Genomic DNA, 26,815 nt, shown 5'->3' on the forward strand with positions numbered 1-26,815 from the left:
TTCATCGGTGCGTGGCCCTCCCCGTCGCGGCGCTCGCCCCCGGCACAGGGGACACAGTGGCTGGGCGAGGTAAGCCACCGGTCCCGGCGGGGTGAGAGCCGGGTAAGAGGCCCGGCCGTAACCCCCCTTCATCAGGTAGTACGTACAGAAGGGCTTGGCAGACTGGTCCCGTGCCCCACAATCTGCTGCTCGCCGAGGACGACCGCGCGATCCGCCACGCCCTGGAACGGGCCCTGAGCCTGGAGGGATACGAGGTCACCGCCGTCGCCGACGGTGTCCAGGCGCTCGCGCAGGCCCACCGCACCCCTCCTGACGTGCTCGTTCTCGATGTGATGATGCCCGGCATCGACGGCCTCCAGGTCTGTCGCGTCCTGCGTGCCGAGGGCAACCGCACCCCCATCCTGATGCTCACCGCGCTCGTCGAGACCGCGGACCGCATCGCGGGACTGGATGCCGGCGCCGACGACTACGTGGTAAAGCCCTTCGACGTCGAGGAGGTCTTCGCCCGGCTCCGGGCCCTGCTCCGGCGCACGGGCGCCCCCGACGACGTACCCAGCGAACCGCAGCGCACGCCCGATGGCCAGATCGCCGCCGCGGGCCTGCGCCTCGATCCGCAGGCCCGGCGGGTCTGGCGGGGGGCGCGGGAGATCGAGCTGACACGCACCGAGTTCGACCTGCTGGAACTGCTCGTCCGCAACGCCGGCATCGTCCTGGACCACACCACCATCTACGACCGCATCTGGGGCTACGACTTCGGGCCGGGGTCCAAGAACCTCGCGGTGTACGTCGGCTACCTGCGGCGCAAGCTCGACGAGCCGGGAGCGGCCGGTGGGACCGGTGCGGCCGGTGCGGCCGGTGCGCCCGCCGTGCCCTCGCTGATCCACACCGTGCGGGGCGTGGGGTACGTGCTGAGGGAGGACTGAGTGCGGCCCACGGGCATGCGATCCACGGGCATGCGATCCACGGGCGTGCGGCCCACGGGTGTGCGGACCGGGCGGCCGGGTCGGCTCGGGCGGCCGGGCCGGTTCGGGCGGTGGGTGGCACGGGCCCGGCTGTCGTCGCTGCGGACCACCTTCACGGTGTCGTTCGCGGCCGTCGCCGCGGCCGTCACCGTCCTCGTCGGGTTCCTGTCGTACGACGCCGCCGCCCGGCTCGTGCGCGTGGACCAGCAGACCGTGTTCGAGGGCGTCGTACAGGACCTGCTCGACGAGGTGCGCGGCAACCCGCTGGGGCCCGCGGACTTCGCCACCACCGGCGCCGACGGCGGTCCGCGCGGCGAACTCGTACGGCCCAGCGGCACGGTCGTACAGGTCCTGGGGCCGGACGGGTCGGTCGTCGACCGGGGCCGGACGCCGCTGCCCGTGGACGCCGCCGACCGTCCGATCGCGGCCGCGCGGTCCGCCGGGCGGCTGGTGGAGCACCGGGACGTCGACGTCGGCGACGACGTGTACCGCGTCGCGACCGTCTCGCTCGGCGGCGGGCGGGGCGCCGTACAGGTGGCGCAGGAGTTCAGCGGTACGGAGGACCTGCTGCGCGACCTCCAGCAGCGGACCGTGCTGCTGGTGGGCGCCGTGGTGATCGCCGCGGGGCTCTTCGGCTGGTGGCTGGCCCGGCGCATCACCTCGCGGCTGGTACGGCTCGCGGGGGCCGCCGAGGATGTGGCGCGCACCGGGCGGCTCGGCATCCAGGTGCCGGTCGCCGGGTACGACGAGGTGGCCCGGCTCGGCCGTTCCTTCGACCGCATGCTGGGCCGTCTCGCCCAGTCCGAGGACGACCAGCGGCGCCTCGTCCAGGACGCGGGCCATGAGCTGCGTACGCCCCTGACCTCGCTGCGCACGAACATCTCGATCCTGCGCCGGATCGACGAACTGCCGCCCGCGGTCCGGGAGGAACTGGTCGACGACCTCGCCCAGGAGTCCCGCGAGCTGACCGACCTGGTCAACGAGCTGGTCGCGCTGGCGGCCGGCCAGTCCGACACCGAGCCGCCGCGGCGGGTGGCCCTCGGCGACCTCGCGGACGACGTGGCGGTGGCGGCGCGCCGGCGCACGGGGCGGGCCGTGACGGTACGGGTCTGGGGGGACACGGTGGTCGACGGGCGGCCCGCGGCGCTGCAGCGGGCGATGTCCAACCTGGTGGACAACGCGGCGAAGTTCGACCGGGGTGGCAGTGGGCCGATCGAGCTCGTCGTGACGCGTGCCGGGGACGCCGTCCGGATCGAGGTCCTGGACCGCGGGCCCGGCATCGCCCAGGAGGATCTCGACCGGGTCTTCGACCGCTTCTACCGCGCGCCGGACGCGCGGAGCCTGCCCGGTTCCGGGCTCGGCCTCTCGATCGTCCGCGAGGTGGCGGACGCCCACGGGGGAGAGCCGTTCGCCGGGCGCCGGGAGGGCGGCGGATCAGCGACGGGCTTCACCGTCACGGCCACGGGGAGAGCGGGGTGACGGGGTGGTCGGGGTGGGCGGGGTGGACGGAGTGGCGGGGCTGACCGGTCGCATGGCCACCAGTCAGCCAGCCAGCCGGCCGTCCGGCCACGCGGCCAGCCGGCCGTCCGGCCACGCGGCCACCGGGCCGTCCGGCCACGCGGCCACCGGGCCGTCCGGCCACGCGGCCACCGGGCCGTCCGGCCACGCGGCCATCCGGCCACAGGCCACCGGGCCGACCGGCCCTCCGGCACCCGGCCCTCCGGCCGATCGGCCGTCGTCGCTGTCGGCCGGCCGGGCTCATGGCCGTCGGCCGATCAGGGCCGTGACCGTCTGCCGACCTGGGCCATGACAGGCGGCCGACCGAGGCCGTGACCGTCTGCCCGCCGGGGCCGGGGCCAGGGCCGTGACCGTCGGTCGGCCAAGGCCAAGGCCGTGGCCCTGACCGTCGGCCCGACGGGTCGTGGTCGTGGTCACCAGCCCTCCCGCAGGTCGTCGTCCTCGCCCTCCTCCAGCAGGGTCGCCGCCTCGCCCACGACCCTCGGGTCCGGCTCCCCGACCACCTCGTGGTCCTTGTCCGTGTAGTCGAAGCGGGCCAGCACACTGCGCATGGCCTCGACGCGGGCCCGTTTCTTGTCGTTGCTCTTCACCACGGTCCACGGGGCCTGCTCGGTGTCCGTCTCGCGGAACATGGCGACCTTCGCGGCGGTGTAGTCGTCCCACAGGTCCAGCGAGGCGAGGTCCATCGGGCTGAGCTTCCACTGCCGTACGGGATCGACCTGGCGGATCGTGAAACGGGTGCGCTGCTCCCCCTGCGACACCGAGAACCAGAACTTCACCAGGTCCACGCCGTCGTCGACGAGCATCCGCTCGAAACCGGGCGCCTGCCGCATGAAACGGCGGTACTCGTCGTCCGAGCAGAAGCCCATGACCCGCTCGACGCCCGCCCGGTTGTACCAGGAGCGGTCGAAGAGCACGATCTCCCCGGCGGTCGGCAGATGCTCCACATAGCGCTGGAAGTACCACTGCCCGCGCTCGCGCTCGGTCGGCTTCTCCAGGGCCACCACCCGGGCGCCGCGCGGGTTCAGATGCTCGGTGAAGCGTTTGATCGTGCCGCCCTTGCCGGCCGCGTCCCGCCCCTCGAAGACGACGACGAGCCGGCGCCCCGTCTCCTTGATCCAGCCCTGCAGCTTCAGCAGCTCGATCTGCTGCAGCCGCTTGTGCAGGTCGTACTCCGCGCGCTCCATGCGCCGCGCGTACGGGTAGTTCTCGCGCCAGGTGTCCACCGGGGTGCCGTCGGGCCGGATCAGCACCGGGTCGTCGTGGTCGCTGTAGTCGACGCTCATGCCACTCAGCAGCTCGGTCATGTCTCTCCCAGGAGTGTCAGTGCGGACTGTCGGCGCGACCGCGAAGGGGTCAGTGGAACTGCGGCACGATCAGATGGATCCCGTACGCCACGACGGCCGCGCACGCCAGGAAGCAGAGCCCGGCAACGCCCAGCCCCACCGCGTCGGTGCCGCCGTCGCCCTCCCGCGCCGCCTCCGCGCGGGCCAGGCCCAGCACACCGAGGGCGAAGACCACGACCGTCGCGACCGTGACTCCCGTACTCACCGCGGCGACCTCTCCGAGACCCGTCCAGTCCAGCTGCATCGTTCGTACTCCCCTGCTCTCCTGTTTCTTCCCGGTTTCCGGCGGTCCAGATCATGTCCGCGCGACCGGATCGTGCCCGGCAGATCCGGACAGCCGGTTCAGGCCGTTCAGCCGGTTCAGGCCGTTCAGCCGGATCAGGCCGTTCGGCCGTTTCCGGCCGTTCAGTCGGTTCCGGCCGTTCGGTCGGTTCAGGCGGAGGCCCCGGCCGGGGACGGACCGCGCAGGCCGACCTCGTGGGTCTCGTTCACGTTGGACGCGTGCACCGGGTCACGGCGCGACACGAGGACGATGAAGGCGGCCACGGCGAGTGCCACGAGTGCGATGACCGCGATGCCGAGGTTCCCGCCGTGCGTCACCACGCTCGCGGACAGACCGCCGACCAGCGCGGCGGCCGGGAGCGTCACCAGCCACGCCAACGCCATCCGCCCCGCCGTGCCCCACCGCACCTCGGCGAGACGCCTGCCCAGGCCCGCGCCGAGGATCCCGCCGGAACACACCTGCGTGGTCGACAGCGCGAAACCGAGGTGGGCCGAGGTCAGGATCACCGCCGTGGAGGACGCCTCCGCCGCGAAACCCTGCGGCGACCGGATGTCGGTCAGCCCCTTGCCCATCGTCCGGATGATCCGCCAGCCGCCCAGATACGTGCCCAGGCCGATCGCGAGCCCCGCCGACGCGATCACCCACAGCGGCGGCCCGGCGTCGTGCCCGAGCGCCCCGGCGGAGATCAGCGTGAGCGTGATGACGCCCATCGTCTTCTGCGCGTCGTTGGTGCCGTGCGCGAGCGAGACCAGCGACGCCGAGGCGATCTGCCCGAGCCGGAACCCCTTCGTCACCGACTTCTCCCGGGCCCCGGCGGTGATCCGGTACGCCAGGTACGTCGCGATCAGCGCGGCCACGCCCGCCACCAGCGGTGAGGCGACCGCCGGGATCAGCACCTTCTCGGCGACCTTGTCGAAGTGCACGCCGTGCGCGCCTGCGCCCACCCACACGGCGCCGATCAGTCCGCCGAACAGCGCGTGCGACGAGCTCGACGGCAGGCCGAGCAGCCAGGTCGTCAGGTTCCACAGGATCGCGCCGACCAGCCCGGCGAAGATCATGCCCGGGGTCACCAGGGTGTCGTCCACGATGCCGCCGGAGATCGTCCTGGCGACCTCGGTGGACAGGAACGCGCCGCCGATGTTCAGAACGCCGCTGATCAGGACGGCCGTTCTGGGCCGCAGGGCACCGGTGGCGATGGAGGTGGCCATCGCGTTCGCCGTGTCGTGGAAGCCGTTGGTGAAGTCGAAGGCGAGGGCCGTGACGATGACGACAGCCACGAGGAACGTGATGTGGTCCATGGGTGCGATGGAAGCAAGCGGAGGCATACGGACGGCGACGCCCAGGCAAAGGACCTGCAAGGTTGTGGCAATGGCGGAGGCCGGGCGGACGGATGCCGGAGGGAGGCCGAGCGGGGGCCGGCCGGGTGCGGGGGTGTCGCTGAGTACACCCCCCGATACGGGTTCTGCGCCCAATGTGCCCGCCTCCCCTTCTCCGTAGCGTCTTTCGCGGGGCACAGGCAGTGCCCGGCAGCGGGGCACCGGCGGTGCCCCACACGGGGCGCGGACCGTGCCCGACGGAGGCTGATGACCATGTTTCGCCGAACCGGCACCGATCGACGTACCACTGATCGCCGTACCACCGATCGACGTAGCACCGATGGACGTACCACCGATCGACGTACGCACGACCACGGCACGGGCGTCGCCGAGATGGCCCTGCGGCTGGTCAAGGTCAGCAAGACGTACGGGAGCGACGACAGCGCCGTGACCGCGCTGGACGAGGTGACGCTCAGTCTGGCGAGCGGCACCTTCACCGCCGTGATGGGCCCCTCGGGCTCCGGCAAGTCCACGCTGCTGCAGTGCGCGGCGGGGCTCGACCGGCCCGACAGCGGCATCGTGATGGTCGACGGGGCCGAGATGACCGGCGGCACCGAGGCCGAACTGACGAAATTCCGCCGCAACCGGATCGGCTTCGTCTTCCAGCAGTACAACCTGCTGGACACGCTCACCGTGGCGCAGAACACCATCCTGCCGCTGAAGCTCGCCCGGCGCCGCGTGCACCGGGACCGGGTGCGGGAGACCCTGACCGCCGTCGGTCTCGGCGACCGCCTCGGCCACCGGCCCGACCAGCTCTCCGGCGGCCAGCGCCAGCGCGTCGCCATCGCCCGCGCCCTGGTGACCGAGCCGAGCGTGATCTTCGCGGACGAGCCGACCGGCGCCCTGGACACCCGCAGCGCGCGGGACGTCCTGCGGCTCCTCCAGGACGCGGTACGCGTCCACGGCCGTACGGTCGTCATGGTGACCCACGACCCGGTCGCCGCCTCGTACGCCGACTCGGTGCTGTTCCTCGCGGACGGCCGGCTCGCGGGCGAGATGCGCCGGCCGACCGTGGACGCGGTGGCCGAGCGCCTCGCGCACCTCGGCGACGACGTGCTGGCGGGGGCGTGACCGCGATGTTCACCATGCTCACCCTCGCGATGCGTTCCGTACGGCAGCGCCCCGGGCGCTTCGCCGCGACCCTGCTGTCCGCCTTCCTGGGCGCGGCGATCATCATGACGTTCAACTCGATGCACGACACGGCCGGTGCGCCGGGTGTCGACTCCGTCAGCTCGGAGACCCTGTCCACCGCGGCGGGCGTCGTCGGCGGCTACGGCACCCTCCTGGTGTTCTTCGCCGTCGCCTCCACCCTCACGGTGAACGTGCGCCAGCGCTCCGCCGAGATCGAACTGCTGCGCTGCTCCGGGGCCACGCCCGCGCAGATCAAGCGGATGGTCGTCGGGGAGGCGGTGGCCGTCGCCCTGGTGGGCGCGCTGCTCGCCATCGGCCCCGCGATGCTCGGCGGACGGGTCCTGCTCGACGTGTTCCAGGACAGCGGGCAGGTCGCCGAGTCCGTGGATCACACCTTCGGACCCATCGCCCTGTACTCGGGCCTCGACATCACGGTGCTCGCCGCGGCGGGGGCGGCGTTCCTCGCGGTGCGCCGGGCGACCACCGGCCGGCGCCGTTCCCGGTCCCGGGGGCGCAGGTTCCTCGTTGTCGGGGCGCTGGTCCTCGGCGGGATGTCGATCTGCTCGACCTTCGCCTTCTCGGCGACGGACGCCGCGCTGATGGCACCGCCCGCGTACGGCGCGATCCTGCTCTCGGTCGGCTTCGCGCTCCTGTCGCCGGGGCTGCTGCGGGCCGTCCTCGGCCGGCTGCCGCTGACGGGCCCGAGCGGCTATCTCGCCGTACGGGGCCTGCGCGTGCGGGCCGCCCAACTGTCCGGTGTGCTCGTGCCGTTGATCCTCTTCATCGGCATGGCCACGGCGACGCTCTACATGCAGGCGGTCGAGAACGACGCGATCGACGCGGCGGGCGTCCCCAAGTCGGTCGACGCGAAGAACCTCGAAACGCTCAACCTGACGGTCGTCGGCATCATCGTGGTCTTCTCCTGCGTCATGCTGGTCAACTCCCTGTACGCGGCCACGACCTACCGGCGCAAGGAGTTCGGGCAGCAGCGGCTCGCGGGGGCGACTCCGGGGCAGGTCCTCGGCATGGTGGGCATCGAGTCGCTGGTCCTCACGGCGACGGGCGTCGTCCTCGGTACGGGGGCCGCGCTGGCCGGAATCACCGCCTTCACGACGGTCCGCACGGACGCGGTCCTGCCGGACCAGGGGCTGGGGATCTGGCTCGGGGTCGTGGCGGTGGCCGTGGCGGTGACGGTGGGGACGAGCCTTGTCACCGCTTGGCGGGTGCTGCGGGCGCCGGCGATCAGTGCGGTTGCGCTGGCCGCTTAGGGTGCGTTCCAAGAGTGCGGCTTCGTGGGGGCCTGTCGCGCCGTTCCCCGCGCCCCCAAAAGATTGCGCCGTTCCCCGCGCCCCTGAATGGGGGCGCGGGGAACGGCGCAATCTTTTCGCTTCAGGTGCGGCGGGCGTGCAGGACCGTGCCGTCCAGGGGGAGCGGGGTTCGGGCCACCAGGGTGAGGCCCGCTTCCGCGAACAGACGGGCGTAGTGGTCGGCCCGGCGTTCACGGCCGCCGACGTTGCACATCATGTGCAGGTCCCAGGCCGTGGCCAGCGAGGCCGAGCCGTCGGCGGGCAGGACGCGTTCGACGACGAGCAGATCGGCGGTGGCGGGCATCGCGCGGGCGCAGTGGCGCAGGATCTCGCGGCAGCGGTCGTCGTCCCAGTCGTGCAGGATCCGGGACAGGAGGTAGACGTCACAGCCCGCGGGCACGTCCGCGAAGTCGCCGGGCAGGAAGGCGCACCGCTCGGCGTGGCCGGCCGCGCCGAGGAGGCGGCGGGCGGTCTCGACGGTCTGCGGGCGCTCCAGCAGGAGGCCGCGCAGGCGGGGGTGCGCGGACAGGATCCGGCCGAGCAGTTCCCCGTTGCCCCCCGCGATGTCGACCACGGTGGCGCCCTCGGGCGCCGAGGTGAGGACCGGGTGCGCGGGCAGCGGCTCGAACATCCGGGCACCGGCGGCCATCGACAGGTCGAAGAGTTCCGCGAGTTCGGGATCGCGGGCGAAGTGGTCGAAGTGGTTCTCGCCGAAGCGCTGCTCGAAGGCGACCTGTCCGGTGCGCACGGTGTGCCCGAGCCCGGCGAAGGACTCGTAGAACGGCCCTCCGTACATCAGCGCCAGCGGTCGCATCGACCCTTCGGCGTCCGCGCGCAGCAGGGCGCCGGTGTCCGTGAGCCGGAACCCGTCGCGGTCCTCGCTCACCACGCCGAGCATGGTGAGATAACGCAGCAGGGTGGCCAGGTTCGGCGCGAGGGCGCCGGCCTTTCGCGCCAGTTCCGCGAGGCCCACGCCGCGCTCCCGGTCCATCGCGTCGGCCACCTCCAAGCGGGCGAACGCGGCGAGGGCCTGGGTCGTCCACGCACCGGTCAGCAGGCGCAGCAGGGTCTCGGCGTGCCGCTGCCCGTGGTGCGTGGCGTCGAGGTGGGCGGCGAGGACGTCACGGTGGTCGCCGGGGGCGAACAGCTCCACGCGCCGGTATCCGGCCTTGGCCTCGGCGGGCGCGGTGAAGTAGAACACCGTGCCGTCCTCGTGCGGGTTGTAGCCGCCGCCGTCGGGGGTGGCGCCGTACTGTCCGAAGGCCGCACACAGGCCGCGCAGCACCAGCGGATCCGGTGTCCCGACCTCGAAGGCGACATGCGTCTCGCGCTGCCGCTCCCGCTCGTGCGCGGCGACCGTTTCGAGGTCCGACCCCGGCGGCACGGTCAGCGCGAACACCTCGACCGTGCGCCGCGTCCCGTCCGGGCATCGCACCGCGGGGCGCAGGATGCCGACGTCGAGCTCCGCCGCGAAGCGCTTGTGGCGTACGGCCAGCCGCTCGCGTACGACGACGCTCGGCCGTGGCGGCGCGTCCACGGCGAGCCCGCAGTCGGCGAGCGCGGTGTACAGCGCGGCCTCGTCGGGCGGGAAGACGAGCAGAGCCGCGTGCGAGAAGACGCAGCGCTCCGCGAGGGCGCGCAGTTCCGGGCCGTCGAGCCCGGGAAGCAGGAGCGGGAGGAGGGTGGCGGTGTCCTGTTCCCTGACGAATTCGACCGTCGCGCGCAGGCGGGACGTATCGCCCGGCAATGCCGTGATCATTGCGGGTGGATCCTCATTCCGGAGTTCGGATGACTGCGTACGGACGTGACCGGCGTTGCCTGTCGCGGCACTAGATGCCGACGTAGTGCTCGGCGAACCAGTCCTGCTGACTGCGGGAGGTGCGCAGCGAGGTGAGGCGGGAGCGGCGCAGGGAGTTGTGGAACAGCGATTCGCCGTCCGCGCCGGACGGGCCGTGCAGCAGCCCGATCATCCAGTGCGAGAACTCCTGCGCACGCCAGACGTGGGTCAGACAGCGCGCGGAGTAGGCGTCGAGGCCCGTGGGGTCGCCGAGCGTGAGGTCGTCGGTCAGGGCGTCGGCCAGGGCCGCGGCTTCCAGGACCGCGAGATTGGCGCCCTTCGCGGCGGACGGGCTGATCAGCCCGGCGGCGTCTCCGACGAGGAACAGCGCGCCGTGGCGCAGCGGTTCGAGCACGTCGGACTCCAGGTCGACCACGGAACGCCGCACCACACGCCCGCGGCGCAGCGGGCCGTACTCCCGTGCCCGCATCCGGAGTTCCAGCTCGTCCCAGATCCGCTCCTCGGACCAGGAGCCGGCCGGCGTGCCCCGCTCGCACTGCAGGTAGTAGCGGGTGATCTCGCTGGTACGGGCCATGTGTCCGGCGAATCCGCGCTCGTGGACCGCGTAGCCGACGGCGTCCAGGCTGGGCGGCGCCTCGGCGAGCAGACCGAGCCAGGTCACGCCGTGATCGCGGTGGTGGCGGACCGTGCCGGCCGGCAGTGAACGCCGGGCCGCGCCGTGCCGCCCGTCGCAGCCGGCCACGTACCGTGCCCGCCACCGGAGGGGCCGCCCGTCGGCCTCGCGCGCGGTCACCTCGGGGCGTGCGCTGTCGGCGTCGTGCACGGCCACGGCCTCGGTGCCGAACCTGATCTGTCCGCCGCGTTCGAGGAAGCGCGTCAACAGGTCGGAGACCAGGTCCTGTTGGGGGTAGACGGTGTGCCGTTCCCGCTGTCCGAGCCCGCCGTAGTCCAGCCGGAACCTGCCGTCCCCGGTACGGAACTCGCAGACGCCGTGGAGCCGGCCGTGACGGTGCAGTCCCTCGGCGAGGCCGTGCCGTTCAAGGGTCCGCACGGTGGCGGCGGCCAGGAATCCGGCACGTGCCCGGGTCCGTACGTGCGAGCTCCCGGCCCGCTCCAGGACCACGCAGTCGATCCCCCGGTCCACAAGGATGTTGCCGAGCACGAGCCCGGCCGGCCCGGCCCCGAGGACGGCCACGTCGGTCGTGTGGCCGGCCGGTCCTGAGCGGCTCTTCCCGTCTGTCACGAAACCAGATATTAAGCAGGTCAAAACCGGTCAACGCACCTGATTCACCCGAATGCGCCTTTCGAACGGCAAAGCGGGCGGGTGCCGTTGTTCTGGGGTGGCCTCAGCGCGTGGACGGGTGCGGGTGCGTGGGGGCTGGCCGCGCCGTTCCCCGCGCCCCTGGAAGTGTGCCTCTGAAAGTGCGCCCCTGAAAGCGTGCCTCGGGCGGCCGGGGCTTCGGTCAGGGCCAGACCAGGCAGTACGGCTGGTGGCCTGCCTCGTGGAGGCGGTGGCTGAAGTCCTGCCATTCGTGGAGCAGTTGGTAGACGTTGTACGCGTCGCGGGGGCCGCCGCGGTCCGGGACCGTCGACCAGATGAAGGCTGCCGCGCCCACGGCCTCCTCGCCTATGCCGCGGAGCGGGTCGACGACCGTCATGGGAAGCCTGACGACGGCGTAGTCCGGGTGGAGGACGACCAGTTCGAGCGGGGGCACCTTGTGCAGAGGTATGCCCTCGATGCCGGTGAGGACCATCGCGGCCATCGTCTCCGGCTTGATCTTCGTGAACATGCCGTTCATGCCGAGCTCGTCGCCGCCGAGCTCCTCCGGGCGCATGGAGATGGGGACGCGGGCGGCGGTCGCGCCGTCCGGAGCCCCGAAGTATTTGTAGGTCACCCCCACCCGGCCACCATTCCCGCTGCTTCCTGGCCTGAGCTGGTCTGCCCCGCGGTCCGTGTAGTCCATACCGTCCATACGCGCGGACGGGTCGATCCGCTCAGGTTCACCCTGTGACCCTTGAGTCTGCCGTGCCTCGGCCGCTTCCGCCTCGCGCCGGTGCTTCCCCCGCCGGGCACGCCGAGGACCGAGGTCATCGGTCCCCTCGCCCAGTCCGCCACCGCGATGCATATCTCCACCCGACTGCTTTTCTAGGGTGCGCGACCCCCGCCACGCAACCCGATCATCGTGACAGTGACCTCCCCCACGGCCGCACGCCGAAACGTGCGTTGAAACACCTGTCCGCAGGATCTTCGCAGCCTCTGACACCATGGTCCGTGTGAGCTATCCGTACGAAGCCCCAGTTTCGCAGACTCTCTTCGACCGTGCGGCGGCCGTGACGCCCGGCGGCGTGAACTCTCCCGTCCGCGCGTTCCGCGCCGTGGGCGGTACGCCCCGGTTCATGGTGTCCGGTAACGGTCCATACCTGACCGATGCCGACGGGAGGGAGTATGTGGACCTCGTTTGTTCCTGGGGGCCGATGATCCTCGGCCACTCCCACCCCGAGGTCATCGAGGCGGTCCAGGCCGCCGTCTCCCGCGGCACCTCCTTCGGTACGCCGGGGGAGGGCGAGGTCGCGCTCGCCGAGGAGATCGTCGCCCGTGTCGCACCGGTCGAGCAGGTCCGGCTGGTGTCCAGCGGCACCGAGGCGACCATGTCCGCCATCCGTCTCGCGCGCGGGTTCACCGGGCGCGCCAAGGTCGTGAAATTCGCCGGCTGCTATCACGGGCACGTCGACGCCCTGCTGGCCGCCGCGGGCAGTGGCCTCGCCACGTTCGCGCTTCCCGACACCCCGGGCGTCACCGGGGCCCAGGCCGGGGACACCATCGTCCTGCCGTACAACGACCTCGACGCCGTGCGGGCGGCCTTCCGGGCGCACCCCGGTGAGATCGCCTGTGTGATCACCGAGGCCTCGCCCGGCAACATGGGTGTCGTGCCGCCGCAGCCCGGTTTCAACCAGGGCCTCAAGGACGCCTGCGCGGCGGACGGCGCGCTGTACATCTCCGACGAGGTCATGACCGGCTTCCGTACGAGCCGGGCCGGCTGGTACGGGGTGGACGGTGTCGCGCCCGACCTCATGACCTTCGGCAAGGTCATGGGCGGTGGCTTCCCGGCCGCCGCCTTCGGCGGACGCGAGGACGTGATGGGGCACCTGGCGCCCGTCGGTCCCGTCTACCAGGCCGGCACGCTGTCCGGTAACCCGGTCGCGACCGCCGCGGGCCTCGCCCAGCTGCGGCTGCTCGACGACGCCGCGTACACCCGGCTCGACGCGGTCTCCGGGCAGATCCGTACGCTCGTCACGGACGCCCTCACCAAGGAAGGCGTGGTGCACAGACTGCAGAACGCGTCCACCATGTTCTCCGTCTTCTTCACGGGGGAGGACGTACGCAATTACGAGGACGCGAAGACGCAGGAGTCGTACCGCTTCAACGCCTTCTTCCACTCGATGCTGGCGCAGGGCGTCTACCTGCCGCCGTCCTCGTTCGAGTCCTGGTTCGTGTCGACGGCGCACGACGACCGGGCGGTACAGCGGATCGCCGACGCCCTTCCGGCGGCGGCACGGGCAGCAGCGGAGGCCACGGCAGTATGAGTGACATCACCGTCGTACACGTGATGCGGCACGGCGAGGTCGAGAACCCGGACGGACTGCTCTACGGGCGGCTGCCCGGGTACCACCTGTCCGAGCTGGGGCAGCGGATGGCCGAGCGGGTCGCCGAGCACCTCGCTCCGCGTGACATCACGCACGTCGTCTCCTCCCCGCTGGAGCGGGCCCGCGAGACGGCCACGCCGATCGCCGGGACGCACGGTCTCGATCTCGCGACCGACGCGCGGCTGATCGAGGCGGAGAACGTCTTCCAGGGCAAGACCTTCGGGGTCGGGGACGGGGCGCTGCGCAATCCCGAGAACTGGAAGCACCTGGTCAACCCGTTCAAGCCGTCCTGGGGCGAGCCGTATCTGGAGCAGGTCGTACGGATGATGGGGGCGCTGGACGCGGCGCGGGACGCGGCTCGGGGGCACGAGGCCGTGTGCGTCAGCCATCAGCTGCCGATCTGGATCGTGCGGTCCTTCGTGGAGCGGCGGCGGTTGTGGCACGACCCGCGTAAGCGGCAGTGCACGCTGGCGTCCTTGACGACGTTCACGTATCGGGGGGACAAGATCGTGTCCGTGGGCTACACGGAGCCTGCGCGCGATCTGGTGCCCGCGCATCTGCTGGCCGGCGCCAAGCCGGTGAAGGGCAAGTCCAAGGCTTTCGGGGCGTAGCCCTTCGGCTCCGCCGCGCTCCGTCCGGCTCCGCCCGGTTCGCCCGTTCGCATGGTGCGGGCGCGTGGGGGCGGGCCGCGCAGTTCCCCGCGCCCCTGAAAAGCGGGGCTGCGCCCCCGGCACGAGGGGGGAAACTCAGGCCACCCCCACGGCGGCCCCTAAGGGGCTCGGGGAACTGCGCGGCCCGCCCCCACCGGCCCGCAGCCAACTCTCCGGCCCCGCCCGCTTCCCCCAAGGGGCGCGGGGCCTCGGAGCCGGTTCGTCACGAGTTTGTCATCGGACGGTCACCGAAATATCTAAGTGTGCGGGGGAACCCCCCTGTTCGCCGTGCCCTCTAACTCCGTGTCCAGATTTCTTGGGCACCGAGCACGACGAATGGGGACAGAAATGCGCGACATCAGCCGAAGGGGAATGCTGGGTCTCGGAGCCGGCGCCGGAGCCGCGGCCGCCATGGGGATCGCGGGCTGCGGCACCGCCCTGGGAGGCGGCTTCCACCACGCCGGTGATTCAGGAAAGCCTGGTGACAGTGGTGGCAGCCGTCCCGCCCGCCCCCTCGGGGACGGCTCCACCAGCTTCACCGGCAAGCAGCCCAAGCAGCCTGAGAAGCCCGTGCCCCTGCAACCCGGCGAAACCCCGCCGCAGTTCGTCGTCTTTTCCTGGGACGGCGCGGGAGATGTCGGCAACGGTCTCTTCGAGCGCTTTCTGAAGCTCTCCGAAGAGCACGACGCGCGAATGACGTTCTTTCTCTCCGGGCTCTATCTCCTGCCCGAGTCGAAAAGGCGCAAGTACCTTCCGCCGAACAACGCGCCGGGCGCGTCCGACATCGGTTATCTGACGGACGACCACATCAAGTCGACGCTGAAGAACCTCCGGCGGGCCTGGCTCGACGGACACGAGATCGGCACCCACTTCAACGGCCACTTCTGCGGCGGCACCGGCACGGTGGAGAACTGGACGCCGGCCCAGTGGCGCAGCGAGATCGACCAGGCGAAGTCCTTCGTCAAGGAGTGGCGTACGAACACGGGCTGGAGCGAGAAGGAGGTGCCCTCGCTGCCCTTCGACTACGAGAAGGAACTCGTCGGCGGTCGCACCCCCTGCCTCAAGGGCCAGGACAACCTGCTGCCCACCGCCCGCGAGCTCGGCTGGCGCTACGACGCCTCCTCGCCCGGCGGCACCCAGGTCTGGCCGGGCAAGAAGGAGGGCGTCTGGGACCTGCCGCTCCAGGCGATGCCCTTCCCCGGGCACACCTTCGAGGTCCTCTCCATGGACTACAACATCCTCGCGAACCAGTCGGTCAACTCCACCAAGGCCCCGCCCGCCAACTACCCGGCCTGGCGCAAGCAGGCCACCGAATCGTACATAGCGGGCTTCACGCGTACCTACGAGACGAACCGCGCCCCCTTCTTCATAGGCAACCACTTCGAGGAATGGAACGGCGGCATCTACATGGACGCCGTCGAGAACGCGCTGAAGCACATCGCCGGCAAGAAGGACGTACGCCTGGTGTCGTTCCGCCAGTTCGTGGACTGGCTCGACGCGCAGGACACGGCCGTCCTGGAGAAGCTCAGGTCACTGGGTGTGGGGCAGGAACCGGTCGGCGGCTGGAAGACCTTCCTCGGTCAGGACCAGGCCGCCTGAACCCCGCGAGGGGGGTGCGCAAGATCCCCGGAACGGACATGCGAAACTTTTCACATGAGTGCCGCCAGCCGTGCCGTCCAGCGCACCGACCGGACCCGTAGCCGCGCCGCCGTACTGACCGGAGCGGCCGTCGCCGCGGCGCTGCTCCTGTCCGCGTGCGGATCCGGGGGCAAGTCCGGCGGGTCGGGCGACACCGGTTTCGTCACCGGATCCGACGGAATCGCCACGGTCGAGCAGGGCAGTCGCGCGCAGGCCCCCGAGCTGTCGGGCAAGACCATCGACGGCAAGCCGCTCGATGTCGCCGACTACAAGGGCAAGATCGTCGTCCTGAACGTCTGGGGCTCCTGGTGCGGCCCGTGCCGCCTGGAGGCCAAGAACTTCGTCAAGGTCTCCGAGGACCTCAAGGACCAGGGCGTGCAGTTCGTCGGCATCAACACCCGGGACACCAGCACCACTCCGGCGATCGCCTTCGAGAAGGCGCACGGCGTCGAGTACCCGAGTCTGTACGACCCGACGGGCAAGCTGATGCTCCGCTTCGAGAAGGGCACGCTCAACCCGCAGACGATCCCCTCCACGCTCGTCCTCGACCGGGACGGGAAGGTCGCCTCCCGGTCGCTGTCCGCGCTCAGCGAGGACAGTCTGCGCAAGATGCTCAAGCCGATCCTCGCGGAGAAGTGACCGCTCGTGTCTCTTCTCGTGGCCGCGGGCACCGACCCCAACCAGACCGTCATGACCGGGGCGCTGGTACTCGCCGTCCCGATCGCGATCCTCGGCGGGCTCGTCTCCTTCTTCTCCCCGTGCGTACTGCCGCTGGTGCCCGGCTATCTCTCGTACGTCACCGGTGTCAGCGGCACCGACCTGGCCGACGCGCGGCGCGGCCGGATGGTCGCCGGGGCCTCGCTGTTCGTGCTGGGCTTCACCGCCGTGTTCGTCTCCGGCGGCGCCCTCTTCGGGTACTTCGGCTCGACCCTCCAGGAGCACAAGGACACGATGTCCCAGGTGCTCGGCGTCCTCATGGTCCTCATGGGGGTGTTCTTCCTGGGGATGATGCCCTGGCTGACCCAGCGCGAGTTCCGCTTCCACAAGCGGCCGGTCGCCGGCCTGGTCGGCGCCCCCCTGCTGGGCGCTCTCTTCGGGATCGGCTGGACGCCCTGCATCGGGCCGACGCTCGCCTCCGTGCTGGCGCTTTCCTCGTCCGAGGCGAGCGCCGGACGCGGGGCCATACTGACCATCGCGTACTGCGTCGGTCTGGGCGTGCCCTTCGTCGTCGCCGCCGTCGCCTTCCGCAAGGCGCTCGGCGCCTTCGGCTGGGTCAAGCGCCACTACGTGTGGGTCATGCGGATCGGCGGCGGAATGATGATCGCGACCGGTCTGCTCCTGCTGACCGGCGCGTGGGACGGCATCGTGCAGGAGATGCAGGGCTGGTCCGACGGCTTCACGGTAGGGATCTGATTCATGGGCACGACACGGGACACCGACGTGCGGACCGACGGCGAGAACGGCGAGAGCGGCGGCCGAACCGACCAGCACGGTACGGGTGACACCGCGACGCGGGACGCCGGCGATCTCGGTGCGGCCGGGGCCCAGTTGTCCACCGCGCCCCGGGAGACGGTCATGCCCGGCTCCTTCGGCGGCGTGCGCACGCCGGGCGCCACGGGATGGCTCGCGTGGACCGGCCGCGAGGTCATCGGCTGGGCCCGCTGGATCTGGCGGCAGCTGACCTCGATGCGGGTCGCGCTGATCCTGCTCTTCCTGCTGTCCCTCGGCGCGATCCCCGGCTCGCTGATCCCGCAGTCCGGGACCGACGAGACGAAGGTCGCCGACTTCCTGGCCCGGCACACCACGATCGGGCCGATCTACGAGAAGCTCGGGCTGTTCCACGTCTACAGCTCCGCGTGGTTCTCCGCGATCTACATCCTGCTCTTCATCTCGCTCATCGGCTGCATCGTGCCCCGCACCTGGCAGTTCGTCGGCCAGCTGCGCGGCCGGCCGCCGCGTGCCCCGCGCCTGCTGACCCGGCTGCCCGCGTACACGACCTGGCGGACCGAGGCCGGGCCCGAGGAGGTCCGGGACGAGGCGCTGAGGCTGCTGAAGAAGCGGCGCTTCCGCGCCCACCTCGACGGGGACGCGGTCGCCGCCGAGAAGGGCTACCTCCGCGAGGTCGGCAACCTCGCCTTCCACATCGCGCTCATCGTGATGCTGGTCGCCTTCGCCTGGGGCCAGCTCTTCAAGTCCGAGGGCAACAAACTGATCGTCGAGGGCGACGGGTTCGCCAACACCCTCACGCAGTACGACGACTTCAAGTCCGGCAGCCTCTTCGACACGAACGACCTGGAGCCCTTCAGCTTCGTACTGGAGGACTTCGAGGGCACGTACGAGGAGACGGGGCCCAACAAGGGCACGCCGCGCACGTACCAGGCGAAGGTCGACTACAGCGTGGGCGCGGACGGCAAGGAGCAGAAGAAGACCGTCAAGGTCAACGAGCCGCTGGACATCGACGACTCGAAGGTCTACCTCACCGCCCACGGCTACGCGCCCGTCGTCACCGTCCGGGACGGCAAGGGCGACATCGTCTACCAGCAGGCCGTACCGCTGCTGCCGCTCGACTCGAACGTCACCTCGACCGGCGCGATCAAGGTCATGGACGGCTACAAGGACGCCAGGGGCAAGCAGGAGCAGCTCGGCTTCCAGGCCTTCTTCCTCCCGGCGTACGGCGGCGACGGCACCGCGGTGGTCTCGCAGTTCCCGGCGCTGCTGAACCCGGTGCTGAACCTGGCGGCGTACCACGGCGACCTCGGGGTCGACGCGGGCCTGCCGCAGAGCGTGTACCAGCTCGAAAAGAAGAACTTGAAGGAGTTCAAGGACTCCAAGGGCAAGCAGCTGCGGGAGAACCTGAAGCCGGGCGAGACCATGCGGCTCCCGAACGGCGCCGGCTCGATCACCTTCGAGAAGGGGGTCAAGGAGTGGGCGAACTTCCAGGTCACCCGTCAGCCCGGGGCCGGCTGGGCCCTCGCCGGTGCCTTCGGTGCCATCTTCGGCCTCGCCGCCTCCCTCTTCATCCAGCGCCGCCGCGTGTGGGTGCGGGCCGTGACCGGCCCCGACGGGGTCACGGTCGTCGAGATGGCGGGCCTCGGCCGCAGCGAGTCCGCCAAGGTCCCCGAGGAACTGGGCGCCCTGGCCGGCCATCTGTACGACCTGGCGCCGGGCGTACCCGACACCCCGGGCCCCGGCCCGGACACCGCAGTCTCCGAGAACGAGAACCCCACCCCCGAACCTCCCGCCGTACCTGCCGAAGGGGCTGAGACGAAGTGACTCTCGCCGCCGCAACCGACCTCGCCGCGACCGACTTCGCCGCCGCGACCGACCTGGCCGCCGCGACCAACGAGCACCTCGCGAACGTCAGCAACACGCTGATCTACTCCGCGATGGCCGTCTACACGCTGGCCTTCTTCGCGTACATCGCCGAATGGCTCCTCGGCAGCCGCAGCAAGGTCGGCCGTACGGCCGCCGCGCTGACCGCCGACCGGGCCGGCAAGAAGGCGGCGGCCCCGGCGGTCACCGTGCAGAACGCGGGCGGCACCGCCGTCCTGGAGCGGCCCAAGGTCGTCACGCGGGCCGCGGCCGGCGCGCGGGACGTGCCGGACGGGCCCGGCGCGCACGGCGGTGACGAGCAGGGCGACCTGTACGGCCGGATCGCCATCTCCCTCACCGTGCTCGCCTTCCTCATCGCGTTCGGCGGTGTGCTCGCCCGCGCCCTGTCGGTGCAGCGGGCGCCGTGGGGCAACATGTACGAGTTCAACATCACCTTCTCCACCGTCGCCGTCGGTGTGTATCTCGCGCTGCTGGCGATGAAGAAGAACGTCCGCTGGATGGGCCTCTTCCTGGTGACCACGGTCCTGCTGGACCTCGGCCTCGCCGTCACCGTCCTGTACACGGCGAGCGACCAGCTGGTGCCCGCGCTCCACTCGTACTGGCTGTACATCCACGTCTCCACGGCGATCTTCTGCGGCGCGGTCTTCTACGTGGGCGCGGTCGGCACGATCCTGTACCTCTTCAAGGACAGCTACGAGAACAAGCTCGCGACCGGCGGCAAGCCCGGCCGTTTCGCGACGTCCGTGCTGGAGCGGCTGCCCGCCTCGGCCTCGCTCGACAAGTTCTCGTACCGCGTGAACGCCGCCGTCTTCCCGCTGTGGACGTTCACGATCATCGCCGGTGCCATCTGGGCGGGCGACGCGTGGGGCCGCTACTGGGGCTGGGACCCCAAGGAGACCTGGTCGTTCATCACCTGGGTCGCCTACGCCTGCTATCTGCACGCCCGTGCCACGGCCGGCTGGAAGGGCCGCAAGGCCGCGTACATCGCGCTCGCCGCCTTCGCCTGCTGGCTGTTCAACTACTACGGGGTCAACATCTTCGTCACCGGCAAGCACTCCTACGCCGGGGTCTAGGGCGGGTCCGCCTCGGTGTCTAGCCGAGGCGGAGGGGGCGGCCGGACAGGGCGTCCTCGGGCCAGTGCAGGGAGGCCCGCAGCAGCGGCTCCACGTCCGTGGGCCGGAGCCTCGACAGATGCTCCAGCTCGGACCGCAGCCGCTCGGCGACGACCGGGTCGGGCAGCGCCAGCGGGTCGGTGACCTGCCAGACCCCGTACAGGAGCCGGCGTATCCGCAGGTGCAGGGCGGTGTCCGCGCCCTGGGGCGGTGGCGGGCCGGTGCCGACGCGGCCGAGCGCGACCCGGGTGCGGGCGTCGGACGCGGTGCCGCCGTATCCGTCCGGGACGGGCGCGAGGTGGTACGGCGCCGACGCGAGGAAGACCAGCGCCCGCAGCCAGGCCTTCGTGTCGTGGCGGGGGAAGGCGTCGCGCAGATACGTGACGGCCGGTTCGGCGGCGCCGAGGGCGAGTTCGTGGTGGAGCCGGTAGAGGGTCCGCTGCTCCTCCGGCCCGGGGTCACGCCCCTGGCCGTGCCCCGAGCTGTCCTTCGGGCCGTCCGGCGTGGCCGGGATGTCCGTGTAGTGGGCGACGAGTGTGCGGTGGGCGGCCTTCCAGGTGCCGTGGTCCGGGTCTCCGCGGTGCAGACCGAGCAGCAGCAGCGCCCGCAGGAACGGATCGCCGACGAACTGGCCGGGGACCGAGGGCACGCCCTCCTCGGCGAGCCGCGCCTCCAGGGCCAGGACCCCCACCGCGCCGAAGTCGCCGGGGAGCCGGGCCGCGGCCAGCGCGCACGCCGACTCGCGGTCGTGGGCCACGGCCAGCAGCGCCAGCTCGTCCTGGCGACCGTCCGGCGTGAGCCGGTCGAGAAGCTCACGGTAGGCGGGCCTGCCGTCACGCGCCTCGCGCTGCTCGTGTGCCCCGTGTGCTTCCTGCGGTACGAGGTCCGCGGTGAGCAGTTCGCCGGGTGTGCCGGCGCCCCGGGGTAGGTTCTGCCGGGCGGACTCGGCGAACAGCGTCGTACCGAGCGGGCTGCCGCCGGTCAGCCGGTGGGCGGCGCCCGGCAGCCGGGACGGTACGGCCAGGCCCCGGCAGGCCGTCTCGACGACACGCGGGGTGTCGTCGGGGGACAGCGGTGACAGCGGTACGAGCAGCGCCCGCGACGAGGCCGTGCCGCCGGGCTTCCAGTCCCTCGTGCGGGCCAGCTCGCACAGGGTGCTGCGGGCCGCGTTGCGCAGGGCCGGATGACCGTGGCCGCGCAGACCGGCGAAGAACGCCACCCGGTCGGCGATGCCGTCGGCCCGGTCCCGCAGTACCGCTCCGATCAGCCCGATGCCCGGCGTGGTCTGCGCGTTGTCGATGAGGACCACCGGACGGCCGGGCCGGTGCCCGCGCGGCAGCGAGCCGCCGTACGCGTCGTCGAGATCGGCCAGCAGGGCCCGTACGAGATGGCCCTCGGCGTGGGTGCGGGCGTCGCCGCCCGCCCTGAAGTGGCCGGAGAGCAGGAGGAGTCCGAGCTTGGGGCTGCCGTCGGCGTTCGGGTGGTCGCGGTACCAGGCGGCGGCCTTCCGCAGTCGGCGGTGCGTGGGCGAGACCCCCTCGGAGAACGTCTCCAGGGCGGCCTCGACGACCGGCTCGACCACCGGACCCGTACCCGGTGGTGGGCCGGTGAGCGGGTCGGTGAGGCGGGCCGTGACCCGGCCCACCCAGCGGCTCGTGTGTCCGCCGACCCAGGAGCCCGTGTCGTTCAGCAGCAGGATCCGTTCGGCCTCCCGGCGGACGCGGGGCACGTCCCGGTCGTTCCAGCCGCCCGCCGCCACGGCCAGCAGGCCCGCCGCGAGCCGGGGGAAGGGAATCCGTCCCGCGTCGGCCACCGGCTCCGCGAGCTGCTCGGCGATCGTCACCAGCGCCTGTGCCACGGGCGACCAGACCTCGTGCGGCCGTCCCGCGGGCGGTCCCGCGAACCGGTCCGCCTCGCAGTCGATCAGCGCGAGGGGCGTCCGGCCCTCGTACGCGGCCCGCAGCTCCGCCAGCACCGCGCTCTTGCCGAGCCCGCGGGCCCCGGCGAACACCACGAAGGGGATCTCCTTGGGGTGTTCGCCGGGACTGTGCCCGTGCTGGAACGGGCGCAGGCCGACGAGCCGTGGAGCGAGGCCGGGCGGCTCCGTGTCGAACAAAGCCCCTCGGCCGTACAGCCGTCCGCGCACCGCATCTCCCCCTGGCACCCGTGCTGGGACCCGTGGGTCCGGTTCTCGTAGAGGTGTAGAGGTGAGGTGTATCAACCGTGGGGCGGCCAGGGGGCGTTGCTTCGGAGTGGACCGGATGATGTCCGCGGGCTTACGGAAATGTCGGCGCCGCCGACGGGGTCCGACCGGGCTCGGCCCGGTTCACGGTGATCGAGTCGAGTTTCGACCGCAGGTACGCATGGGAGTCGACGGGTTCGTACGCCACCCGGCCGACCGGGGCCGGAACCGACTCGACGCGGGTCCCGGGGGTGCACTCGCCGAAGTAGACGAGGGACATCAGTTCCTCGGTGGGCTCGTCGGCCGGCGGCGGCAGCACGCGGTGGCGGCCCGCGCGCCAGCGGTCGCCGGTCCAGCGGGCCATCAGATCACCGATGTTGACGGTGAACGCCGCCGGGTCGAAGGGCGCGTCCTGCCAGCCGCCGTCGTCCGTCCAGACCTGCAGTCCGCCCTTGCCGGCCTGCCGGTCGAGGATGGTGACCGTGCCGAAGTCGGTGTGGGGGCCGATACGGAACTGACCCTCCTCGGGCTCGCCGACGACCTCCCTGCCCGGGTACCAGTTGATGTTGAAGCCGTAGGTCGGGTGGTCCATGTGCCGGGTGAAGAAGTCGGGCTCCAGGCCGAGCGCCTCACCGAGCAGGGCCAGCAGCCGGTTCTCCAGTTCGCCCATCCGCGCCAGGTACTCCTCGCACAGGGCCCGGAGTCCGGGGGCCTCGGCCGGCCAGACGTTCGGCGCACACCACTCCGCGTCGGTCTCCGGGTCGCCGAAGGGCTCGTGCGTCGCGAAGCTCAGGGACTCCTTCAGGTCGGGCGGGGTCGGTGTGCCCTCCGCGTGGCCGTTGGCCTCGGCGCCCGGTCCGAGCCAGCCCCGGCCGCCGACCTTCACCGCGTACGGCTCCTTGGCCCCGGCGGGCAGGACGAAGAAGGCGCGGGCCGCCTCGCGGACGCGTACCCGCAGGTCCGGGTCGACGCCGTGACCGGTCACCAGCAGGAATCCGGCGCTCTGGAGCGCGCTGTCGACGGTCCGGGCGATCCGGGTACGGGCCTCGGGGTCGCCGGAGAGCCAGGGCCCGAGATCGACGGTCGGCACGCGGGGCCCGCCGTGGGCGGCGGCGTCACTCACCGATGTCACTGATGTCACCGATGTCACCGATGTCCTCGTTCCACAGTGCGGGGTTGTTCCTGACGAAGTCGCGCATCAGGGCGACGCACTCGGCGTCGTCGAGGAGCACGATCTCCACGCCGTGCTCCGCCAGCCAGTCGTGTCCGCCGTGGAAGGTCTCGGCCTCCCCGACGACCACCCGGGAGATCCCGAACTGCCGGACCAGACCGCTGCAGTACCAGCACGGCGAGAGCGTGGTCACCATCGTCGTACCGAGGTAGGAGCCCTGCCGTCCCGCGTTCCGGAAGGCGGCCGTCTCGGCGTGCGCGGACGGGTCGCCGTCCTGGACGCGACGGTTGTGGCCCCGGCCGAGCAGGGTGCCGTCCGGCGCGTACAGCGCGGCGCCGATCGGGATGCCGCCCTCCGCGAGACCGGCCGCGGCCTCCTCGACGGCGGTCGCGAGCCACCGGCTGGCCCGCGTCCTGTCGATACGCTCCGAACGTTCCAAGCCGTCACTCATGGCATCCACTCTCCCCGATCGCCCCCCGGGTCAGTCCTCGTGCCGGTCCCCCCTTTGCCCGCGGGCCGCCCCACCGGCCCGCAGAAAGCAACCGGCTCCGAGTGGAACGCCTGTCGTAGCCGTTCGAGGGCTTTGCCTTCTCTTTGCAACCTGGTCGGCCGCTGCCTCGTCTCTCCGCTCGCCATCCGTACCGCAGCCGTCCGCCGTACCACCGTGCGGACGGACCGATGAGAGAGAGCCCACATGCGCCGAACTGTCCTCAGCGCCCTGGCACTCGCGTGCACCGCCGTGCTGGCGAGCACGGTGCCCGCGTTCGCCGACGGGACGTCCCCGACCCCCGCCCCCGCCTCGGCGAAGCCGAGCGCCGAACCGACCAAGGCCCCGGCCGAGGACGGGAGCAAGCCCCCGGGCACCGCGGCGAGCGCCGCGCCGACCAAGGCGCCGTCCGACGCCGAGGTCTCCGTCGTACCGAGCGGAGCGCCCGACACCGGTGAGGTGCCGACCGGTTCGACGTCCGGTGGCGAGGGCGGCCTGATCGGCACGGGCGCCGCCGCGGCGTTCGCGCTGGGCGGCGCGGCGGTCTACGTCGTACGCCGCCGACGGGCGACCGGGGCGTGACCCTGCCGTCCAGGCGCGCCTTCGTCACCGCGGCGATGGCCACCCTGCTCGTGGGCTGTGGCGGTGGAGGGGGCGGCGAGGCCGACGAGAGCGACGGGGCCGACACCGGTCGCGGCCGTGGCGAGAGCTCGTCGCCGCCCCCGAGGTCCGCCGGCAAGAACGTGCGCGCCCTCGCGCGCTCGGTGCCCGTCGCGCTGCGCATCCCGGCCATCGAGGTCGACACCCCGGTCATGAAACTGGGGCTGGCCCCGGACGGCAGCGTGGAGGTGCCTCCGGTCGAGGCCGACGACCGGGCGGGCTGGTACAGCCACTCGCCGACGCCCGGCCAGGTGGGTCCGTCGGTGATCCTCGGCCATGTCACGGTCGGCACGTACGGGGACGGCGTCTTCCGTGATCTCAAGCGGTTGCGGCCGGGCGACCGGATCGAGGCGCGGCTGGAGAACGGCACGGTGGCGGAGTTCACCGTCAGCGCCGTACGGACGGTCGCGCAGGCGGAGTTCCCGACGGACGACGTGTACGGGGATGTGGGCCGGCCCGAGCTGCGGCTCATCACCTGCGGCGGCCCCCGCAGCGGTGACGGCTACCGCGACAGCGTGATCGTCTTCGCCGAGCTGAGTTCGAGCTGAGTTCGAGCGGCTCGGGCAGCTCCTGACCTGAACCGCCCGAGCCGCCCGAGCCGCCCGCACCCCGGATTCCGGGCCGTCGGAACCGTAAGCCGACGGTCCGGGATCCTTCCGGGTGAGCCCCACGAGCCACGCAAGCCGTGCGAACCATGCAAGCCGCGCAAGCCAAGTAAGTCCCATGAACGGCGTCACGACCTGGAGAGCGTTGAAACGGTCCCGCGAGGAGGCAGCGTCCGAGCTGTTCGCCGCGCTCTACCCGCGCCTGGCCGGCTGGTGCCGCCGGCTGGTCGACGACGACGAGACGGCCCACGAGATCGCCTCGGAGGCGTTCACCCGGCTCTGGGCCCGCTGGACCTCCGTGGCCGAACCCCGTGGCTTCCTCTACGTGACCGCGGCCAATATCGTCCGGGACCACTGGCGCAAACTGGAGCGCGAACGCAGGGCGGTGCGCCGTGCGACGGCCGAGGCCGCCGTCCGCCCGAACACCGAACAGGCCGACCCGTCGGTGCGCCTGCTCGTGCAGTCGCTGCCGGAACGGCTGCGCGTCCCGATCCTGCTGCACTACTACGCCGACATGCCGATCAGGGAGGTGTCCGTGCTGACCGGGCGCAAGGAAGGAACCGTCAAGGCCGATCTCCACGCGGCCCGCGAACTGCTCCGCGCCCATCTGAGGAGAAGCGTTGATCACACACTCTGACGACGGCCCGGACTTCGAACCCGACGATCCCCTCGCCGTCATCCTGCGGCCCGCGTCCGACTACCTCGGACCGCCCGCCGGCCGGTACGAGGCGATCCGCCGCGGCGCGGCCCGCCGCCGGCTGCTCCGCGCCGCGGCCGGGGCCGGCCTGCTGTGCGCCGTCACGGCTCTCGTCGCGCTGCCGGTCCGGCTGGCGGCACCCGACCGGCCCGTGTCCCCGACGGTCCCCCTCGCTCCGCCGTCCACGAGCAGTCCTCCGGCCACGCCCACCCCCTCGCCGTCGACCGGGTCCGGCGAGTCACCCGCCGAAAAGCCCACCGGGGCGGCCGAGGCCACCAAGAAGCCCCCGGTCGCGAGCCCCGGAGCGTCGACCGGTCCGTCCGCGCCGGCCCCCAGCAAGCCGCCGGCGGACTCGTCGGCACCCACCTCGGTGCCGACCGGGAAACCGTCGGCGGCACCGACGCCGTCCGCGAAGTCCCCGTCCACGAGCCGGTAGCCCCGCCCGTCAGGCCGCCCGTCAGGCCTTCGGCGGGGCGGTGTCCTCGGGCCCGTCACCGCCGGTGTCGTCCTTGTCGCCGTCCTTGCCGCTGTCCTTGCCGTCGTCCTTGTTCTCGTCCCTGAGGGACTTGAGGAAGTCGGGGTTGTCGTCGGGCGCGACCCAGCCGCCCCGGCGGGACGCCGAGGCGTCGCGCGGGGTGCGGACGCGGCCGACGATCAGCCAGGAGATCGAGCCGACGAGCGGGAACAGCAGCACGAGGATCGCCCAGAGGGGCTTCGGGATGTAGCGGACGTCCTTCTCATCGGTCGTGATGCAGTCGATGAAGGCGTAGATGCTGAGTGCCAGCGGCACCAGGATCATCAGCACCCGAAGCATGCGGTGGTTCCCCCTGCTGTGGAGACGCGTACGGAGACGGGTCCGGAAGAACCCGTGGCCGTCGGGGCCGGTCGAGCGGCCCCCCTTACAGAGCCAGCGT

General features: G+C 71.9%; 25 protein-coding genes. 15 read left to right on the plus strand and 10 right to left on the minus strand.

What is annotated here, in order from left to right; genetic code table 11:
* The first annotated feature begins 170 nt into the window (after nucleotides 1-170).
* A complete protein-coding gene (locus ACH4DZ_RS32425; RefSeq protein WP_398291188.1) occupies nucleotides 171-923 on the plus strand; it encodes a response regulator transcription factor in 753 nt (250 codons plus the stop codon).
* A 30-nt stretch (nucleotides 924-953) separates the two neighbouring features.
* Entirely contained in the window at nucleotides 954-2,441 is a 1,488-nt protein-coding gene (locus tag ACH4DZ_RS32430) for an ATP-binding protein (RefSeq protein ID WP_398291190.1), read from the plus strand.
* Nucleotides 2,442-2,893: 452 nt separating this feature from the next.
* On the opposite strand, the gene ppk2 is transcribed toward ACH4DZ_RS32430, so the two are convergent.
* The 3 genes from ppk2 to ACH4DZ_RS32445 form a co-directional block, all read right to left on the minus strand.
* Nucleotides 2,894-3,787 carry a polyphosphate kinase 2 gene (gene ppk2, locus ACH4DZ_RS32435; RefSeq protein WP_398291192.1) on the minus strand — a complete coding sequence of 298 codons (894 nt, stop codon included), beginning with the start codon at nucleotides 3,785-3,787 and terminating at the stop codon, nucleotides 2,894-2,896.
* A 49-nt stretch (nucleotides 3,788-3,836) separates the two neighbouring features.
* Nucleotides 3,837-4,070, minus strand: a complete 234-nt coding sequence (locus ACH4DZ_RS32440; RefSeq protein WP_398291194.1) for a hypothetical protein — start codon at nucleotides 4,068-4,070, stop codon at nucleotides 3,837-3,839.
* Nucleotides 4,071-4,258: 188 nt separating this feature from the next.
* The gene (locus ACH4DZ_RS32445; protein WP_398291196.1) at nucleotides 4,259-5,407 is read right to left on the minus strand and encodes an anion permease; all 1,149 of its coding nucleotides are present in this window, start codon (nucleotides 5,405-5,407) and stop codon (nucleotides 4,259-4,261) included.
* Between the two features lie 411 nt (nucleotides 5,408-5,818).
* Between ACH4DZ_RS32445 and ACH4DZ_RS32450 the strand changes: the two genes are divergently transcribed.
* Together ACH4DZ_RS32450 and ACH4DZ_RS32455 are read left to right on the plus strand one after the other, a co-directional pair.
* Nucleotides 5,819-6,556: an ABC transporter ATP-binding protein gene (locus tag ACH4DZ_RS32450; protein WP_398291640.1), complete on the plus strand. Its 738-nt coding sequence runs from the start codon at nucleotides 5,819-5,821 to the stop codon at nucleotides 6,554-6,556.
* A 14-nt stretch (nucleotides 6,557-6,570) separates the two neighbouring features.
* On the plus strand, nucleotides 6,571-7,884 hold the full coding sequence (locus tag ACH4DZ_RS32455; protein WP_398291642.1) for an FtsX-like permease family protein: 1,314 nt from the start codon (nucleotides 6,571-6,573) through the stop codon (nucleotides 7,882-7,884).
* Between the two features lie 121 nt (nucleotides 7,885-8,005).
* Here the strand turns inward: ACH4DZ_RS32455 and ACH4DZ_RS32460 are convergent, their stop codons facing one another.
* The 3 genes from ACH4DZ_RS32460 to ACH4DZ_RS32470 all read right to left on the minus strand — a co-directional run bounded on the left by ACH4DZ_RS32460 (nucleotide 8,006) and on the right by ACH4DZ_RS32470 (nucleotide 11,847).
* Nucleotides 8,006-9,682 (minus strand): methyltransferase, encoded by a 1,677-nt coding sequence (locus tag ACH4DZ_RS32460; protein ID WP_398291198.1) that lies wholly within the window; start codon nucleotides 9,680-9,682, stop codon nucleotides 8,006-8,008.
* 70 nt (nucleotides 9,683-9,752) lie between these two features.
* Nucleotides 9,753-10,916, minus strand: a complete 1,164-nt coding sequence (locus tag ACH4DZ_RS32465; RefSeq protein WP_398291644.1) for a 4-hydroxybenzoate 3-monooxygenase — start codon at nucleotides 10,914-10,916, stop codon at nucleotides 9,753-9,755.
* A gap of 268 nt (nucleotides 10,917-11,184) precedes the next feature.
* Entirely contained in the window at nucleotides 11,185-11,847 is a 663-nt protein-coding gene (locus ACH4DZ_RS32470; protein WP_199854965.1) for a hypothetical protein, read from the minus strand.
* Between the two features lie 139 nt (nucleotides 11,848-11,986).
* Here ACH4DZ_RS32470 and hemL point away from each other — a divergent pair, with 139 nt between their 5' ends.
* From hemL to ccsB, 7 genes are all read left to right on the plus strand, one after another.
* Nucleotides 11,987-13,306, plus strand: a complete 1,320-nt coding sequence (hemL, locus tag ACH4DZ_RS32475) for a glutamate-1-semialdehyde 2,1-aminomutase (RefSeq protein WP_398291200.1) — start codon at nucleotides 11,987-11,989, stop codon at nucleotides 13,304-13,306.
* Complete coding sequence (locus ACH4DZ_RS32480) at nucleotides 13,303-13,977, plus strand: histidine phosphatase family protein (protein WP_398291202.1); 675 nt, start codon at nucleotides 13,303-13,305, stop codon at nucleotides 13,975-13,977. The genes hemL and ACH4DZ_RS32480 overlap by 4 nt, the downstream gene beginning before the upstream one ends.
* 387 nt (nucleotides 13,978-14,364) lie before the next feature.
* On the plus strand, nucleotides 14,365-15,615 hold the full coding sequence (locus tag ACH4DZ_RS32485; protein WP_398291204.1) for a hypothetical protein: 1,251 nt from the start codon (nucleotides 14,365-14,367) through the stop codon (nucleotides 15,613-15,615).
* Between the two features lie 54 nt (nucleotides 15,616-15,669).
* Nucleotides 15,670-16,293, plus strand: coding sequence for a TlpA family protein disulfide reductase (locus tag ACH4DZ_RS32490; RefSeq protein ID WP_398291206.1), 624 nt, complete (start codon nucleotides 15,670-15,672; stop codon nucleotides 16,291-16,293).
* A 51-nt stretch (nucleotides 16,294-16,344) separates the two neighbouring features.
* Nucleotides 16,345-17,067: a cytochrome c biogenesis CcdA family protein gene (locus ACH4DZ_RS32495; RefSeq protein WP_398291646.1), complete on the plus strand. Its 723-nt coding sequence runs from the start codon at nucleotides 16,345-16,347 to the stop codon at nucleotides 17,065-17,067.
* A 3-nt stretch (nucleotides 17,068-17,070) separates the two neighbouring features.
* Nucleotides 17,071-18,927, plus strand: coding sequence for a cytochrome c biogenesis protein ResB (locus ACH4DZ_RS32500; protein ID WP_398291208.1), 1,857 nt, complete (start codon nucleotides 17,071-17,073; stop codon nucleotides 18,925-18,927).
* Nucleotides 18,924-20,060, plus strand: a complete 1,137-nt coding sequence (ccsB, locus tag ACH4DZ_RS32505; protein ID WP_398291210.1) for a c-type cytochrome biogenesis protein CcsB — start codon at nucleotides 18,924-18,926, stop codon at nucleotides 20,058-20,060. Before ACH4DZ_RS32500 ends, ccsB begins: the two co-directional genes overlap by 4 nt.
* 19 nt (nucleotides 20,061-20,079) lie before the next feature.
* Here ccsB and ACH4DZ_RS32510 read toward each other — a convergent pair whose 3' ends face one another.
* The 3 genes from ACH4DZ_RS32510 to ACH4DZ_RS32520 form a co-directional block, all read right to left on the minus strand.
* The gene (locus ACH4DZ_RS32510) at nucleotides 20,080-22,215 is read right to left on the minus strand and encodes a hypothetical protein (RefSeq protein WP_398291212.1); all 2,136 of its coding nucleotides are present in this window, start codon (nucleotides 22,213-22,215) and stop codon (nucleotides 20,080-20,082) included.
* 160 nt (nucleotides 22,216-22,375) lie between these two features.
* Nucleotides 22,376-23,404 (minus strand): isopenicillin N synthase family dioxygenase, encoded by a 1,029-nt coding sequence (locus tag ACH4DZ_RS32515; protein WP_398291214.1) that lies wholly within the window; start codon nucleotides 23,402-23,404, stop codon nucleotides 22,376-22,378.
* A complete protein-coding gene (locus ACH4DZ_RS32520) occupies nucleotides 23,397-23,903 on the minus strand; it encodes a nucleoside deaminase (RefSeq protein WP_398291216.1) in 507 nt (168 codons plus the stop codon). The genes ACH4DZ_RS32515 and ACH4DZ_RS32520 overlap by 8 nt, the downstream gene beginning before the upstream one ends.
* Before the next feature lie 243 nt (nucleotides 23,904-24,146).
* Here ACH4DZ_RS32520 and ACH4DZ_RS32525 point away from each other — a divergent pair, with 243 nt between their 5' ends.
* The 4 genes from ACH4DZ_RS32525 (at nucleotide 24,147) to ACH4DZ_RS32540 (ending at nucleotide 26,337) form a co-directional block, all read left to right on the plus strand.
* The gene (locus ACH4DZ_RS32525) at nucleotides 24,147-24,521 is read left to right on the plus strand and encodes a sortase-dependent protein (RefSeq protein ID WP_398291218.1); all 375 of its coding nucleotides are present in this window, start codon (nucleotides 24,147-24,149) and stop codon (nucleotides 24,519-24,521) included.
* Nucleotides 24,518-25,147, plus strand: coding sequence for a class F sortase (locus tag ACH4DZ_RS32530; RefSeq protein ID WP_398291220.1), 630 nt, complete (start codon nucleotides 24,518-24,520; stop codon nucleotides 25,145-25,147). The genes ACH4DZ_RS32525 and ACH4DZ_RS32530 overlap by 4 nt, the downstream gene beginning before the upstream one ends.
* A 202-nt stretch (nucleotides 25,148-25,349) precedes the next feature.
* Nucleotides 25,350-25,841: an RNA polymerase sigma factor gene (locus tag ACH4DZ_RS32535; protein ID WP_398291648.1), complete on the plus strand. Its 492-nt coding sequence runs from the start codon at nucleotides 25,350-25,352 to the stop codon at nucleotides 25,839-25,841.
* Nucleotides 25,825-26,337 carry a hypothetical protein gene (locus tag ACH4DZ_RS32540; protein ID WP_398291222.1) on the plus strand — a complete coding sequence of 171 codons (513 nt, stop codon included), beginning with the start codon at nucleotides 25,825-25,827 and terminating at the stop codon, nucleotides 26,335-26,337. The genes ACH4DZ_RS32535 and ACH4DZ_RS32540 overlap by 17 nt, the downstream gene beginning before the upstream one ends.
* 21 nt (nucleotides 26,338-26,358) lie before the next feature.
* Here the strand turns inward: ACH4DZ_RS32540 and ACH4DZ_RS32545 are convergent, their stop codons facing one another.
* Nucleotides 26,359-26,715 (minus strand): PLD nuclease N-terminal domain-containing protein, encoded by a 357-nt coding sequence (locus ACH4DZ_RS32545; protein WP_398291224.1) that lies wholly within the window; start codon nucleotides 26,713-26,715, stop codon nucleotides 26,359-26,361.
* Between the last annotated feature and the right edge of the window lie 100 nt (nucleotides 26,716-26,815).

The sequence above is a fragment of the Streptomyces sp. NPDC017991 genome, assembly GCF_044328075.1.
In the GTDB taxonomy this organism is placed as follows: domain Bacteria; phylum Actinomycetota; class Actinomycetes; order Streptomycetales; family Streptomycetaceae; genus Streptomyces.